Genomic DNA, 14,162 nt, shown 5'->3' on the forward strand with positions numbered 1-14,162 from the left:
CTCACATCCCTGGCTAAGCCAGCCGTCACGCGGGTGCGAAGGTACCGGCGTGGGTTGGCGAACCTGGACGGTTCGGCCAGCACGGCGCTGACGTATGAGGTGTCCGCGGCAGGCAGGCGCGCTTCGCCTGGTTCGGGCGTGCTGCACACCAGCCCAGAATGACGCCGCGGGTGGACGTTGGTAGGGGCCGAATTCAGACGTCGGACTCGTCGTTTAGATCCTCATCAGGGCCCTCGCGAAGGGTGGCTCCGAACCGCAAATCGAATCGTTCCTTGCCCAAGGCGGCCTTGAGCTTATCGTAAAGGTCGGATCGCAGGATGAGGTCGGCGCCGTGGACTCCTGGGACGAGGGGGTCGTAGTTGCCGTCGTGGACGAGGAAGCCGCGCCACACGCGGCCGACAAGAGCAGGCCCGTCGTCGTCAACAAGAACGTGTCTCAGTGCGGGGCGCTCCGGGCGTAGCCCTAGGAGTACGACGACCTCGAACCTCGGAGTCAGAGCGAACGGGTGGAGGCCGACGCCTCGCTGACGGTGAGGCGCACCCAGCTCGAGGTTGTAGTCGACGACCGCGGCAAGCGGCCCCCCGGCCGCGAGGGCTGTGTGCGCGTCGCGCGAGTCCAGGTCGGGGTCGAGCCGGTTGTGTGGTGCAATCCAGGCCAGTGGACGTGCCGCGGCGAGCGGGAGGCTTCCGTCGGACGGGTTGCTGCCAGGTGCCTCGAGACCGGCCACGATTAGCAGCCGCCGCGTGGGAACGTCGGGGTAAGTGCTGGCGAGAGTCGCTTGCCGCTCAAGCAGCCCCAGCTGGACCCAACCGGCGTACGGTTCCTCGACAACCCGCACCGGCTCGTCGTTTGTACCGGCCAGCTGCTTGGTCTCGGCAACGGCACCAGGCGGTGGCCACTTCGAATCGTCTTCGACCCAGGGAATCGGGCTCAGTGACCACCACAAGCCCTCTGGCCGGGTCGGGGGCCGTGGCACGCGGGACGCTTCCTCACGCATCGCCCACTGCGCGGACGGCGCCAGTCGACGTGCCAGCACCTGCTCGAACCGGACAGGGTCGCGCATTCGGCCACCCTCGAGCGCTTGCGCGGTGCGAAGGCCGGCGGCTCCACGCTGGAGTTCGTCCTCGAGCACAACCTCATCGTGGAGGTACGCGTCAGGCATCCGCGTCGAAGACGCCGACCTCAACTGGCTGAGTTGCCCACTGCCCCGTTTACGGACTTCCTCGACCCTGTCCTTCAACGCTTCGACGACGGCTTGGCGAAGCCCGGGCGGTTCATTCGCCAATCCGAGTCGTTCGTCGAGGAAGGAACGGACAAGGCCCTCCGCGTGCTCGCGCGACTCGCCGTCCCGAGTCATCGCGTCTCGTCCATTAAGTCGTTAAACGCAGCTCGGACCGATGGCGCTGGCTCACTAGCGGGTAGTTCGGGCACCGGTCGGTCATGGGCTGTCAAGACCGAAGTGGCGGCTGCGCGAACCGACAGGAAGTCGGTAGCCGCCAGCTGGGTTGCGACCGCGGCCAGATCGTCGGTCAGGTCGCCCTCACGCAGGCAGGTACGAACCACGTCCAGCAGCCAGGTGGCACGGCCGCTGTCGAGGTCGGCAGCCAGGACATGTGCGACCGCGGCCTGGCCGACGTCGGGTCGGCAGGTTAGCAAGAGCGTGCTGGCAAGAAGCGCCTGGCGGAGGTCTGCGCGCATCGGCTGCGCAACCGTCGCAACTGCTAACGTTGCCATCGCAACGGCGAGCATCTCGGCCAAGTGGGGCGTCGCGGTTGGCCTGTACGTGTGGCCGAACCGGTCTGCGTCACCGGGCAGGCGGTTGCTGATGACGGCGAACGCCGCGTTCCAGCACTCGGCCGCGGTGCCACAAGCGGAGTTGTCACCGGCGCCGATCGCGCCGGTCGGGGTCACGGTGAGCGCGGCGACGATGGCCTGGGTGACGCCGTAGGTGCTCGTGGCTTTGCTGGCGACGGTTCCGGCGACTGCAGCCGCCAGCGCGGCTTCCGCGGTCCTGGGGTCTAGAGCGTGGGCAGTGGCCCATAGGTCGGCTCGCTCTCGGCCAGCGAAGGCGCGCCACCCACCCCCGCCACGGATACGGATGTAGGCGAGCGACAGACAGTACGCTGCGACCTTCCTCAGGTCCTTCTTCGGTTCTTCCTTTGCCTCCCCGTCAAGGTCCTCCGACGGCGGGCCGTCGGCCCGGAGCGCGAGACCGGCACCGATAACCGCGAAGAGCTCATTGTCGGAATAGGTGGCCACTTCGCGAGCGATGCCATCGATAAGTTCAATGCCTGCTGCGGCTCCATGGTTGATAGTCGCCTCAATGATCCGCCAGCCGATGGCGTTTGCGAGCGCATCGATCGTCCAGCTAGGCGCGACGATCTCGTCGCGGTACCGCTTTTTTTGATGCTCGCGCGCGGCTAGTACAACACCCGCACGTCCCTCGGGAATCACCGGCCGTTGGTCGCTGACGATGCGCTTCTGTAGTTCCAGCGGATCCGGGCGGGACTCGGAGTCCCAGCGCCGACTGGAGCGGTCGTCCTCGGGTCGTGGCGTACGAGATGCGAACGACGGCCCGCCGAGCGTGACGACGGCGTCCACCAGTTCCGGCGTGACGACTGCGGACGATTGGCCGCTGGCATAGCGCATCGCTTGGTCGTCGTAGCTCGCGGCGACGTTGTTGGCGACGATAGCGAGCATTGCGTCCGCGTTGGGGCTGGCTCCGAGCTCGCCGGCGAGCCGGGTCAACAGCTCGGTGTCCGTGCTCGGGTCCCGCCAGCTCATCCCAACGGTGAGGCGCAGCGCTGCGAGGACAATGGGGTCGCCGGTCGAGACTTGGTGCGCTAGGAGATGCTTGTGCGCGGCGTGTGCCCGCGAGTCTTCGAGCCCAACGGTGCTGAGCAGTACGTCAGCGCCGTCCATCGCGGCCGCGGTCGGGTCGATATCGGCCGCACGTTCCCACCACTGGTTGACGTAGTGGGAGGTGTCGCGACCGTCGGTGTGTTGTACGACGAGATAGACGAGGTCGACAAGCTTGGCAAGGCTGTTTCGGGCGACATCGAGGTCGGCAGAGGCGATGTCCTCGAGGCTGTCGGTGAGCTCGGACAAGGTCGGGTCCTTGTGTCCGCCGTAGCAAGAGAGGAAGTGGCACGCTCTGTGCCACCTCGCGGCAGCTTCGGCGGTTGCGTCCGCGGCATGGCATATACGAGCGAGGGCAAGCTCGAACGCGGCTGACTCTCCGTACCCCGCGTTGGCGTCCTCGCGCCGTTCCTCGACGACGTCCAAGAGCGCATGGACGGACTCAACTCCGATGTGGTCCGATGCCCTGGCCAAGATGTCGAGCAGGTCGTTGGTAACCAGCGGCCCGCTCGGTGGGGTGCCGAGGTTGGTGACGGTGGTGGTTCCGTCGCCGATGGAGATGAACCGTACGAGGATCTCATCGAGGTCATCGGGATCTACGACGGCGAGTGAGTTCTCGATTACCTGGTGGATGAGTGGGTGGATGAAGTAGAGCCTGCTCGCATCGGGGTCACCGATGAACGGGCTGTGCGACTGGGCGGCGAGGTCATCCAGCGCGGCGAGTACGGCGCTGGATGCTGCTTTGGGAGCGATCGCGTCGTTCGCGACATCATCGGCGAGACCGACGGTAGCGACCGCGTAGCGCAGCCAGGCGCGGTAGAAGCCGGGGCCGCCGAGCTTGCCCAACTGCTTGAGCGGCAGGGACCGGTCGATCCCGTGCGCCAGGGCGAGGAGCGACAACCAGTGCCCGACGTCCGCCTCCTTGACCGACCCGCTCGCGAGCACCGCGTTGGTCGCGGTGTTGAGCTCGTCGTCGAGGTCGGCGCACCCCATACCCGCCACGACGTCGGTCGGCGCGATGCCGTGCTTGAGGTAGCAGGCGATGTTGAGTCCCGGCGCCCTGTTCCATGCCTCGCGGGCAAGGTCGGACGCGGCGGGCAGCCCCGGTTCGCCGGTGGCGGCGAGGTCAGCGAGTGTCAGGTACACCTGCGCGGCCTTGCTTGGGTCGGTCATCGCAGCCGCAACTTCGAGCATCATTCCAGCAGGGAGCCCGGAGGCGAACACCTCGACGAGCTCGCCGAGCGATGCTTCATGGTCCCACTGGAGGTGCGCTGCGATCTCCTTGACGAATGTGGCCGGATAGTCGCGCCGCTGGGCGCGGAGACGAAGCGCACCACGTTGGAGCGCGAGCTGGAGACTGCCGTCGCTGTCGGAGGAGTACTTAGTGCTGCGCTCGGACTCGGACTTCCACGCGTCCATGTAGGCCTTCCACGGCGCGGCGGCACCGGCCCGGTCGACGGAGGCGCAGATACGCAGACCCCAGCGAGCCTCGAAAGTGGTTCTGCCCTCGTACATCATCCTCTCGGCGACGGCATCGGCGCCTAGGATGGCCACCACGACGTCTGCGTACTGGACAATGGAGTCTGTCAGCGACTCGCTCTCGTAGGTGTCGATAGACTTGCGTGTCTCCACGCAGGTGATGAGAGTGGGCCAATCAAGGCGCATCTGGCTCTCGCGAGCGACGATGCCGACCACCTTCGTGAGCGCTTCGGGCGGCTGGAATGCTTCAATGGCGTCGGCAACGAACCCAGGTTCGATAAGGGCTTTCAGCTCGTCGTATCTGTTCAGGCGCGCGAGCAGGTCAGGCAGGTGCCGGAACGCGCGGGCATCGGCGAGGAACCCCCGCGCCGTCAGCCAGGCGGCCACGGCTTGCCGGATGGATCGGACCGCTCCAGAGTCCCAATCGCGAAGGATATGTCGGCTGAAGCTCTCATGGTGGATACGGAGTCCACCGAGACTGGGCTGAGAGTTCAAAACCGGTGCCAGCGTGTCGAGCGCCGGACCAAGCAGGGGCTTGACGGCAGGCAGGACCTCGCCGAGTTCGTCGGCGGACAACGCGAAGTCACACAACGCCAGGGTCCTGATTGCGTAGTGCTGGCCTTCCGTCATTCCCGCCAATAGGTGCTTGTAGTAAGCGTCAAGGTCGTTGGCGCTAACCGGGACCTGCATGAGCCGGCCAACCATGTCGATGGCAGTCACCGGCTCGCTGCCAGCGGCTTCCAGAGGCGAGACGCGTGTGGCGTGTCGGCACAGGTAAGTGGCGTAGAGGGCGTTCCCGCCGGACCGTTCATGGACGAGGTCGACGATGGCGCGTTCGTCGTCCTCATCGACTGCGTCGCCCCTACCTGGCGGGGGAAGGACTCCGTGTTTGACGGCGAGCGTGTGCACTTCGTCCCGCGACATACGCGGCATTCGGACCGATCCACCAGCGCCGCCCGAGCCACTGAGACCGTTGGATAGGTCGAAACTAGCCAGGTGTGGACCTGGTTGACTGGCGAGAAGGAGGGATACGCCTGGGGGTAGGTCTATGCCAGCAAGCTCATCGACAAGCAATCGAGAGGGGTCGGCAGCTTGATTGGTGTTCCGTCCGAGAATGCGGTCGATGTGGTCGAGGCCATCGACGATGAGGAGTACGTTGCGCTCCTGATCGATCTCACGGCACCGGCCGACAGCCCAGGTGAGCGCGTCGATGGTCGCGGCGAACCTCGGCTGTAGTCCCACGGTAGCCCCAGGCATCGCCTTCTCGAGCTGGCGCAGGAGGCTGCCGATGACAACATTGGTCAGAACTCGCCGCTCGGCCTGGTTGACGTCGTCGCGGCCGAGCCAGCAGTGGTGCCTGGCGACGATCCACCCCTCTTGACGGTAGGTGTCGGCGAGCTGCTCACACAGCCACGACTTCCCGACGCCGGGTTCGCCGGTGACCACGACTCGGCCACCGGCAGGGGTGACCAACTCGATGTGCTTGCTGACCTCAGCCGCTGCGCCGTCGCGATGGACGGCGACAGCGGCCTCTACGGGATGGCCTTCGACAACTGCGCCGAAGTCTGTGACCAGGCCCAATTCAGGGAGAAGTTTGCCGCGGGCAACCATCCCGTCGATTGCGCGTGCGCCGGTGGCAGCGCTCGCGAGCGCTCGCGCGACGCTTTCCGGCGAGATGCCGGAGTTCGGAGGCCGGCCGGCACCGAGCTCTTCTGTGGCGCGTCGCAAGAGCACGCGTTCGACCTGACCTGGGTCGGCGAAGCTGAGGGAGGACTGTGGCGCATTCGTGTCGATGACCAGTTGCCGGCACACGCCGTCGAGCTCCTGCTTGCTCAGGTGAGAGACTAGGTCCTTCCACGGCGAGCTGGCCGCAAGCTCCTCCGGATCAAACTGGTACCTGGAGGTCGACAGTCCTACGAGGGGATCGCCGAGATCCCGGCCGACGTCGATTGGCTTGAGAACTCTTGCAAGGTCGTCCTCGGGGTGTCCGTCGCGAACGACGACACGGAATGTCGTCTCTGGCGCGTCGGTCAGGTCGTGGAGGACGGAGTTGAAGAGTTTGTCCAGCTTCAGGTTGCGGGCATCTGCTGTGAACGTGGCCTTCGTCAGCTCGCGGTCGGTAACGGTGTGCTTGATTTGCAGACGGACGCGTCGGCGGCCACGGAAAGCGATGGTGAGGTCGTCGAACCGGTCGCCCGCGAACCTCTTGGCGTCGACAGTGACGGACTCGGCGGACCCGAGAGCAAGATCGACGAGCGCGATACCGCATACGAGGTCCTGGTAGGCGTACCCGTGGTGCGTGGCCCTCAAGTTCAATGCGGTCCTCCGGCCATCCCAAGCCCTGCGATTCGAGCTCCCCGGGCTCATGGTCCGAGCCGCGTCAAGATCAGGAGGCCTGATCGTCGCATAGATAGGCTGCTACCCGATCTATCAAATGGGCGGCGACGCACCGTGTGGGCGTGTGTCCTTTCTGCGCATCTTACGATGGCTTCACGTGCGGGTGGAGTCCCTATGGCCATGCATGGATACGAGTCTCAGTAATGGCGACCAGCTGGCTTGATGGGAACTCCCGCTGCATAAAGGATCTTCAGTACGGTCGCCTTGCCCATCCCGAGTGCCAGCGCGATGTTGCGCATCGACTCACCGCGTTCATACCTCGCCGTCACGTCCATGATTAAGCCAGCCGTCACGCGAGTGCGGACGTACCGGCGTGGGTTGGCGAACCGGGACGGCTCCGACGCCACAGCAGCACCCTCCGCCGAGAGGCACGCGATGTTCAACGAAACCCGACTCAGGACTACCACAAGTAGTCGGTTTAAACCAGCGCCCTCAGGGCGCTGGTTTTTTCGTTGCAGGGCCTTAGAGCCACGCACGTCGTTAATCAACTCGACGGGATGACGTCCTTCATCTGCGCCGTGAGAATGGCGACTGCACTGGCAACGCCGGCGGCCAGATGCGCTTCATCGACTTCGGGTTCGGCAAAGGATCGAATCACCTCGAGTGCACCCGCCTGTCTTCTGAGATCGACTCGGCCCAGCATGCGGCCGTGTGTGTCGAGCACTCCCATCACGTAATGGCCGTAGACCCTTTTGTGGGCTGGCTTGTAGGCCTCGAAGCTGTAGTCGAAGTCGTGGACGCGGCGGGTGCGGTCGCGGTCCCAGATGAGGTTGTCGAAGGGGCCGATCAGGCGGGCTTCCGGCAGGAGCTGGTGTGCGGGTGGGTCCTTCTGCAGCGTCCAGGCCGGTGTGGGCCAACCTTGGACCGTGACTGGGTTGGCTCCGCAGCTCGCCAGGCCTTCGGCGGCTTCGGCGGTGGTCAGGTTGTAGTAGACGGCGACGTCCTGGGTGGTGGCGACGCCGGTCGCGTTCAGGACCCGGGTGGCGATGGTCTCGAGGATGGCTTCGCGGGATAGCTCGGTTTCCAGGACGGATTGGGGGAGGCGTCGTTCGGGGAGGTCATAGACCCGTCGGTTTCCCCGGCGCTCGCTGCAGATCAGCTCGCCGCACCAGAGCAGGTGTTCAGCCGCCCGTTTGCGCTCAGACCATTCCCACCCGTCAGTGCGCGGGCCGGCCCCCTCGATCTCGCGGATCGTGACGCCGTGTTCGCTGCCACCCACGATGGCCAGCACCTCCGCGCATGCCGCCTCATCCGGCTTGCGTTCGCGGTCAGCGGTCTTGGCTCGCGCCAGGCGGAGCAGCGGCCAGTCTTCGGCGGGCACCAGGCAGGCCGCGTGCACCCAGGTCTCGAAGGCACGGGCTGGACCGCTAGACCACAGCCCACCGTCGACGGATTCCACGGAGGCGTTCGCCGGCATCCGCGCCAGGCAGGTCAGCCGGTGGGCCCGGTCGACGCGGCGCAGGGCGTCGAGTTGCAGCAACCCCAGCCGACGCAAGACCCTGGCGCTGTCCTTGGCAGGCTCGCCGCCGAACTGGGCTGCCACCACCAACGCGCGTGCCTCGGCCGCGCTGAGGTCAGCAGGCTCCCCGCCGGCTTGAACAGGGGGAGATTTCACGCGGGCACCGCCGGCTGCGCTAGGTCCTTGCCGGTCGCAGCGAGACCGGGCGACGCTGTCGCGCGCAGCTGGAAGATGGAGTAGAGCAGGCGCAGCGCCACCCGTGTCTCGGCCGGCAGTAGCGCCAGCACGCCGCCGGCGATCACACCGGCGGCCACCAGCTTGTCCCGGACGACCGTGGTAGGCGCGCTCATGTCACCTCTTCGAGCTTGGCTTGCAGCGAATCTCGGTGCAGCAGCACCATACGGGCGAAGGGCTGACCACGAGTGAGCTGCACTATCTGTAACGGGCGGATAGCGACGCTCAGCCCGGTGCGGTCCCAGACGCCGTTGACCTGGCGATCGGTCAGTATTCCGGTTGGGGTCTCGCCGCATGAGCGCAATAGAGCCGACCACGCGCCGTTTCACGCTGCTTGGTCGAGTTTGGGCGCCTGAGTACTAGTACTAGCTCCTAGGAGTGATCGCGCCGATGCTTCCTAGGTCTGTCATCGGTCCTGGTGAGGGCGCTCGAAGCCAGCCTGCCGCCTGACCCAGCCAGGAGCGCTCGCACACCAGGGTGGTTCTAGCCCCAACGTCGTATTGAGCAGCGCCCCTTCGATACGGATAAATACTTAACATGAAACAAATTCCCCGGACGCTGCTGACGGGCGTGGTCGTCACCGCGATCACCGCTTGCGTCATCGCCATCTCGCTGTCGGTCGCGGCCGCCGGCCGATCCGAACCGCCAGGCCCGGTCACCGGTGCGGTGACGAGCAACCGCCCCGACGCGAGCGCCACGGTCAAGGCGCGGCTCGCGGCCCAGGGCAAGACGGCCGCCGAGCTGCGCGCCAAGATCGCCAAGGCCCAGGCCGCGCTCGCGGCCAAGCGTGCGCAGGCCGGTGATGCCGCCCGCCGGGCAGCGGCGCCGCCGGCTGCCGCCGCCCACATCCGGGTCCTGGCGCCGGCTGCCGCCGCCCAGGCGCCGGCGCAGCGCACCAACGGCGATCACCATGCCGAGGATGATCACCGCTCCGGTTCCGACGACGACAGAGACGACGACAGCCATCACTCCGGATCATCCGGCCGCGATGACGACGATCACAGCGGCAGCGGCCGCGATGACGACTCCAGCGGGCACGGCGGCGATGACGACGACGATCACAGCGACAACGACAGCGACCGCGACGGCGACTCCAGCGGGCACGGCGGGAGCGACGACGATGACTGAGCGCACCCGCTCCCGGTCGAGCACGGTCGCGGCGATCGTGGCGCCGGGCGCAGCCGCACTGCTGTCCGCGGCGACAGCGTTTGCGCTGCACCACAGCCCTGAACCGGCCGCCAAGGCGTCACCGGTTAAGCCGGTTAAGGCAGCGACGCCCGCAACCGGGGCGGACGACGCGGCCGTCGCTCGCTTGCGCCGCCAGAGCACGACCGCCGACGCCGAACTCAAGCGTCTGCGTGCGCAGTTGGCGCAGGTGAACTCCGAACTCGCGAAGGCAGCTGCAGCGCCCATCGAGCTTCCGCGTGTGGACCCCGCCGGGCCGCCGGTCGAGGTCCTACCCGCGGCACCCGGGCCCGCCGCTGCGCCGCCGCCCGCCGCCCCGCCCGCACCCGCGCCACCCCCACCACCGGTGGACGCCTCGACGGGGGCGTCATGACCGCGCTGCTGACCGAGCCGCTGGTCCGGCAGTTCGCCACGATGGGGACGACCGCCCGCGTGCGCGTCGAGCGTCCCGGACCCGACGCAGAGCGTGCCGTCGACGCGGTCCAGGCGCTGTTCGGTGAGGTGCAGGCGCAATGCACCCGGTTCGACCCGGCGAGCCCGCTCATGCGAGCCAACGCCGCCGGCAGCTGGCACCCGGTGCCGCAGTGGTGTTATGCCGCGCTCGAGGAGGCGGCGGCTGCGCATGTGCGCACCGGCCGTCTGTTCGACCCGCGGGTCCTGACCGAGCTCGTCGAGCTCGGCTACGACACCAGCCTGCCGTTCAGCGCCGGTCCCGTCTCGCTCCCGGCACGGCAGTCACAGCAGTCACGGCAGCCACAGCGGCCGGTGCGCAGCGTCCGGGTGCTGCCGTGGCAGCCGCGCTTCGACGCTGCCGCCCGCGCCGTCGCGGTCGGCCCGGCTGCTGTCGACCTCGGCGGCATCGCGAAGGGGCTGGCAGTTCGCTGGGCCGCGGACCTGCTGCGCGCCAGCGCCGACACGTTCTTCGTCGACGCCGGCGGCGACGGGTACTTCGCCGGAGCCGGTCCGGCCGATCGCGGCTGGTCGGTCGGGGTCGAGGACCCGCTCGGCGGCACGGACCCGGTCGCCGTGCTGGCCGTGCGGGATCAGGCGTGCGCGACGTCGTCGACGCGGCTTCGGCGGTGGCAGGTCGGTGACCGAACCGCTCATCACCTGATCGATCCTCGAACCGGCGGCCCGAGCGCCGGCGGGCTGGCGTCGGTCACCGTCGTCGGGTCCGACCCCGCCGCGGCCGAGGTCTGGAGCAAGGCCCTGTTCCTGCACGGAGCCGATCAGATCTCCTCCGTCGCCACAGCTGAGGGAATCGCAGCGCTGTGGGTGCGCGACGACGGCCGGATCGGCGCGACCGACGACCTGGCGCCGGCGCTCATCTGGAGCCGGCCGTGAACCGGGTCGTGTCCACGGTCGCGACGATCGCCGGTGGCGCGGTCGTCGGCGTGTTCGCCGGGCAGATCGCCACCGCGGTGAGTGGCAATCGGATGGCCCCGTGGATCGTCGGGCGAGCGACCGGCCTGGCCGCCTATCTGCTGATGGTGCTGCTCGTCCTCGCCGGGCTGCTGCTCTCGCACCCCTGGCGCGCGGAGTTCGGTCGGCCGAGCACGCTGACCCGCATCCGGGTGCACGCCGCGCTCGCCGCGGCAGCGTTCGTCATGACCGGGCTGCACATCGCTGTGCTCGCCACGGACCACCATGCCGGTGTCGGCTGGGCCGGCGTCTTGGCGCCGATGGGCTCGCAGTACCGCCCGGTTCCCGTCACGCTGGGACTCCTCGGCATGTGGCTCGGCCTCGCGGCCGGGATCACGGCAGCGCTCGCACCGCGCATCGGCCCGCGAGCGTGGTGGCCGGTGCACAAGGTGGCGATCCTCAGCATCGTCGGAGTCTGGGCACACGCCGTGCTGGCCGGCACAGACTCGGCGGCGCTGCTCACCTGGTACCTCGTCACCGCGGGGCTGGTGATCGCGGTCGCCGCCAGTCGCTACCTCGCCATCTCGCCGCAGCGCCGCGGCCCGGTCGTCGGGCAGGGAACCTGATGTTCTCGTCCGAGACCCGCCTTGCGACCGGGGCCGGCCTGCTTCCTGCTCCGATCCGATTCGATCCCGTCCATGCCGTGCCGATCGAGGCGGTGTTCGCCGAATCGCTGCACCAGCACACCGTTCGGCTCGGCCCGCGACCCGTGGGATCGGCCGGCCTGATCGACGTTATCGACACACGCGGCGAGGGTGGCCGCGGCGGCGCCTGGTTCCCGGTCGCGGCCAAGTGGCGATCGATGCTGGCGCAGCCGCCGGGAGGTGTGGTCGTCGGCAACGGCGCCGAGGGTGAGCCGGCCAGCGCGAAGGATGCCGCTGTCCTGCAGAGCCGCCCGCACCTGGTGCTCGACGGCATCGAGATCGCCGCCGAGGCGGTCGGCGCCACAGAGATGGTCATCTGGCTGCACGAAGGCGAGGACCGCACCGAGCTCGCGGTTCGGGAGGCGCTGGCGCAACGTCAGCGCAACGGCCCGCGCCCCGCGATCCGCGTGGAGGTGGGTCCGGCCGGATACCTGACCGGCGAGTCCAGCGCGGTGATCCGCGCGTTGTCCGGCGGGCCCGCCTTGCCGATGTTCCGCCACGCGCCGGCCACGGTCAGCGGCGTGGGAGGCCGCCCGACACTGCTGCACAACGTCGAGACACTCGCCAGGATCGCCCTCGCCGCGCGCGACAGACTCGTTCCGGACACCCGGCTGCTCACCATCACCGGGGACGGCGGCCAGAGCGTGATCGAGATCGAGCCGGACGCGAGGATCACCGACGCCGTCCTCGCCGGCGGTGTCGACCCGAAGACGCTGCAGGCAGTGCTGCTCGGCGGGTACGGCGGGCAGTGGCTGCCCTGGTCGGACGCCGCGGGCCTGCCGCTGTCGGCGCTCGGGAAGAGTCTCGGCGCGGGCATCCTCATCCCGCTCGCCCGCGATCGGTGCGGCCTGCGCCTCACCGCCGAGCTGGACCGCTATCTCGCCGCTGCGAGCGCGCGGCAGTGCGGGCCGTGCATGTTCGGCCTGCCTGCCCTGGCCGACTTGTTCCGGCAGGTGGCCGACGGCGGCGGCGGGCGCCGTCGCCTGCGCCGGGTGCGCGAACTGCTCGACGAGGTCACTGGACGTGGCGCCTGCCATCTGCCGGAGGCGGCCGTGAACATCACCACGACGGCCCTGGCCTGCTTCGCCGCCGACGTCGACAGCCACGTCAACCGGGGCAGGTGCCTGCACTGATGACGGCGCGAATGACGCTCGACCCGACGATCTGTCGCGGTGTGGGGATGTGCGCGTACGCGGCGGCGGGCCTGGTGCGTCTGGACAGGTGGGGTTATCCGATCCTGCCGAGGACGCCGCTCGATGACGGCGAGACGGCCAAGGCGAACCGGGCGGCGAAGGCATGTCCGCATCGCGCGTTGTCCGTGCGAGAGGCGGGTGTGGACTGACCCGGTCATCACTTAGTCACGAATGTGCTCGGTCGGCGCGTAAGCGTCCCGCCAGGGTCGGCGCCACGATCGCCGCGGCGACGATGTCCAGCGTGATCAGGGTGGCGGCGGAGCCGGCGTCGAAGCCGAACGTGAGATCCGGGACGAAGGACAGCGCGGTCAGGATGAGGGCCGTCCGCACGAACGCGGCCCGCGGCCGACGCGCCTTGCGCGCCAGAACGGCGGCTATGCCGACGCCGGTGAGGGAGAAGAGCAGCGGCGCGGGGTGTAGGCCTGGCGAAGAACCGACCGCAAAAAATTCTCGTGGCAGGTTGTCGTGCTGGCGGATGGCCGTTCGTAGTGGAGTGGAAGGCGGTCATCGGGGCCGCCCGGAACTAGGAGAAGTGTGATGACGCACTACTTGTTGAGCGTGCACGGCCCCGCCGAGATGGGCGAGTACGGCAACTACGGCTCCAAGGAGGCGATGGAGGAGGCCTTCGCCGCGACGGGCGCCTTCAATGACAAGCTTCGCGCCGATGGCTACTGGGTCTTCGCCGGTGGGCTGCAGTCGGCATCGACCGCGACCGTCGTCGATGGCCAGGGCGAGACTCCGGTGCTGACCGACGGTCCTTACCTGGAGTCCAAGGAGGTCATCGGGGGTTTCTGGGTCATCGACGCGCCCGACCTCGACGTGGCGCTCAAGCTTGCGGCCGAGGGGTCCAAGGCGTGCCGGGGCAAGGTCGAGGTCCGTCCGTTCGACGGCATCGCCTGAGCCGGTCCGAAACGTCGCGCTGTGCAACCAGCTGACCCGGCTCGATCCGTCGCCGGTCGCCGCGCTGTACCGCGCGGTCGCGGGGCTGGACGGCCCGCAGGCCGAGCCGGTCTGGGCGCCTGACCATCCGGGTACGGCCGACATCGTTGCTTTCACCGGAGGCGACTTCTACACTTTTGTCAGCAGCCAACCGCTACGTCCGGACTTGCGCGGTCGACCAGAATTCGCTGCTCGCGACTCAAGCACGACACTCCGGTTCACTGCCACGTCTCAACTGGTGAGGGGGTCAAGATCATGTCGAAGTCCATCCTGCGTTCGCACGTCATCAAGGGCAAGAAGAACCGTTGATCTTCGAAGTGCAGGTGTCGGCGCGCCATGACCATGGCGCGC

Annotated in this window: 12 protein-coding genes; 7 read left to right on the plus strand and 5 right to left on the minus strand. The window is 68.1% G+C overall.

Annotation, left to right across the window (positions count from 1 at the left end; genetic code table 11):
- Nucleotides 1-193: 193 nt before the first annotated feature.
- From VGB75_02910 to VGB75_02925, 4 genes are all read right to left on the minus strand, one after another.
- Nucleotides 194-1,357, minus strand: coding sequence for a hypothetical protein (locus VGB75_02910; protein ID HEY0165969.1), 1,164 nt, complete (start codon nt 1,355-1,357; stop codon nt 194-196).
- Complete coding sequence (locus VGB75_02915) at nt 1,354-6,648, minus strand: ATP-binding protein (protein HEY0165970.1); 5,295 nt, start codon at nt 6,646-6,648, stop codon at nt 1,354-1,356. Before VGB75_02915 ends, VGB75_02910 begins: the two co-directional genes overlap by 4 nt.
- Nucleotides 6,649-7,219: 571 nt before the next feature.
- Nucleotides 7,220-8,278, minus strand: a complete 1,059-nt coding sequence (locus VGB75_02920; protein ID HEY0165971.1) for a crosslink repair DNA glycosylase YcaQ family protein — start codon at nt 8,276-8,278, stop codon at nt 7,220-7,222.
- A 68-nt stretch (nt 8,279-8,346) separates the two neighbouring features.
- Complete coding sequence (locus tag VGB75_02925) at nt 8,347-8,544, minus strand: hypothetical protein (GenBank protein HEY0165972.1); 198 nt, start codon at nt 8,542-8,544, stop codon at nt 8,347-8,349.
- A 421-nt stretch (nt 8,545-8,965) separates the two neighbouring features.
- Here VGB75_02925 and VGB75_02930 point away from each other — a divergent pair, with 421 nt between their 5' ends.
- From VGB75_02930 to VGB75_02955, 6 genes are read left to right on the plus strand one after another with little or no spacing between them, the layout of a single operon-like run.
- Nucleotides 8,966-9,556 carry a hypothetical protein gene (locus VGB75_02930; GenBank protein ID HEY0165973.1) on the plus strand — a complete coding sequence of 197 codons (591 nt, stop codon included), beginning with the start codon at nt 8,966-8,968 and terminating at the stop codon, nt 9,554-9,556.
- Nucleotides 9,549-9,986, plus strand: coding sequence for a hypothetical protein (locus VGB75_02935; protein HEY0165974.1), 438 nt, complete (start codon nt 9,549-9,551; stop codon nt 9,984-9,986). The genes VGB75_02930 and VGB75_02935 overlap by 8 nt, the downstream gene beginning before the upstream one ends.
- Nucleotides 9,983-10,957, plus strand: a complete 975-nt coding sequence (locus VGB75_02940) for an FAD:protein FMN transferase (GenBank protein HEY0165975.1) — start codon at nt 9,983-9,985, stop codon at nt 10,955-10,957. The genes VGB75_02935 and VGB75_02940 overlap by 4 nt, the downstream gene beginning before the upstream one ends.
- Nucleotides 10,954-11,601 carry a hypothetical protein gene (locus VGB75_02945; GenBank protein ID HEY0165976.1) on the plus strand — a complete coding sequence of 216 codons (648 nt, stop codon included), beginning with the start codon at nt 10,954-10,956 and terminating at the stop codon, nt 11,599-11,601. Before VGB75_02940 ends, VGB75_02945 begins: the two co-directional genes overlap by 4 nt.
- Entirely contained in the window at nt 11,601-12,812 is a 1,212-nt protein-coding gene (locus VGB75_02950; protein HEY0165977.1) for an NADH-ubiquinone oxidoreductase-F iron-sulfur binding region domain-containing protein, read from the plus strand. The genes VGB75_02945 and VGB75_02950 overlap by 1 nt, the downstream gene beginning before the upstream one ends.
- An 11-nt stretch (nt 12,813-12,823) precedes the next feature.
- Entirely contained in the window at nt 12,824-13,021 is a 198-nt protein-coding gene (locus VGB75_02955) for a ferredoxin (protein HEY0165978.1), read from the plus strand.
- 16 nt (nt 13,022-13,037) lie between these two features.
- Here the strand turns inward: VGB75_02955 and VGB75_02960 are convergent, their stop codons facing one another.
- A complete protein-coding gene (locus tag VGB75_02960; GenBank protein ID HEY0165979.1) occupies nt 13,038-13,349 on the minus strand; it encodes a DUF6069 family protein in 312 nt (103 codons plus the stop codon).
- A gap of 60 nt (nt 13,350-13,409) precedes the next feature.
- Between VGB75_02960 and VGB75_02965 the strand changes: the two genes are divergently transcribed.
- Nucleotides 13,410-13,772: a YciI family protein gene (locus tag VGB75_02965; GenBank protein HEY0165980.1), complete on the plus strand. Its 363-nt coding sequence runs from the start codon at nt 13,410-13,412 to the stop codon at nt 13,770-13,772.
- The last annotated feature ends 390 nt before the right edge of the window (nt 13,773-14,162 follow it).

Origin of the sequence: Jatrophihabitans sp., assembly GCA_036399055.1 — a bacterium.
Lineage (GTDB): Bacteria > Actinomycetota > Actinomycetes > Mycobacteriales > Jatrophihabitantaceae > Jatrophihabitans_A.

Coding starts and splice junctions, on each gene's coding strand:
- VGB75_02930 (HEY0165973.1), top strand. CDS start 8,966: ATGAAACAAATTCCCCGGACGCTGCTGACGGGCGTGGTCGTCACCGCG.
- VGB75_02925 (HEY0165972.1), bottom strand. CDS start 8,544: ATGAGCGCGCCTACCACGGTCGTCCGGGACAAGCTGGTGGCCGCCGGT.
- VGB75_02910 (HEY0165969.1), bottom strand. CDS start 1,357: ATGACTCGGGACGGCGAGTCGCGCGAGCACGCGGAGGGCCTTGTCCGT.
- VGB75_02965 (HEY0165980.1), top strand. CDS start 13,410: ATGACGCACTACTTGTTGAGCGTGCACGGCCCCGCCGAGATGGGCGAG.
- VGB75_02950 (HEY0165977.1), top strand. CDS start 11,601: ATGTTCTCGTCCGAGACCCGCCTTGCGACCGGGGCCGGCCTGCTTCCT.
- VGB75_02955 (HEY0165978.1), top strand. CDS start 12,824: ATGACGCTCGACCCGACGATCTGTCGCGGTGTGGGGATGTGCGCGTAC.
- VGB75_02935 (HEY0165974.1), top strand. CDS start 9,549: ATGACTGAGCGCACCCGCTCCCGGTCGAGCACGGTCGCGGCGATCGTG.
- VGB75_02940 (HEY0165975.1), top strand. CDS start 9,983: ATGACCGCGCTGCTGACCGAGCCGCTGGTCCGGCAGTTCGCCACGATG.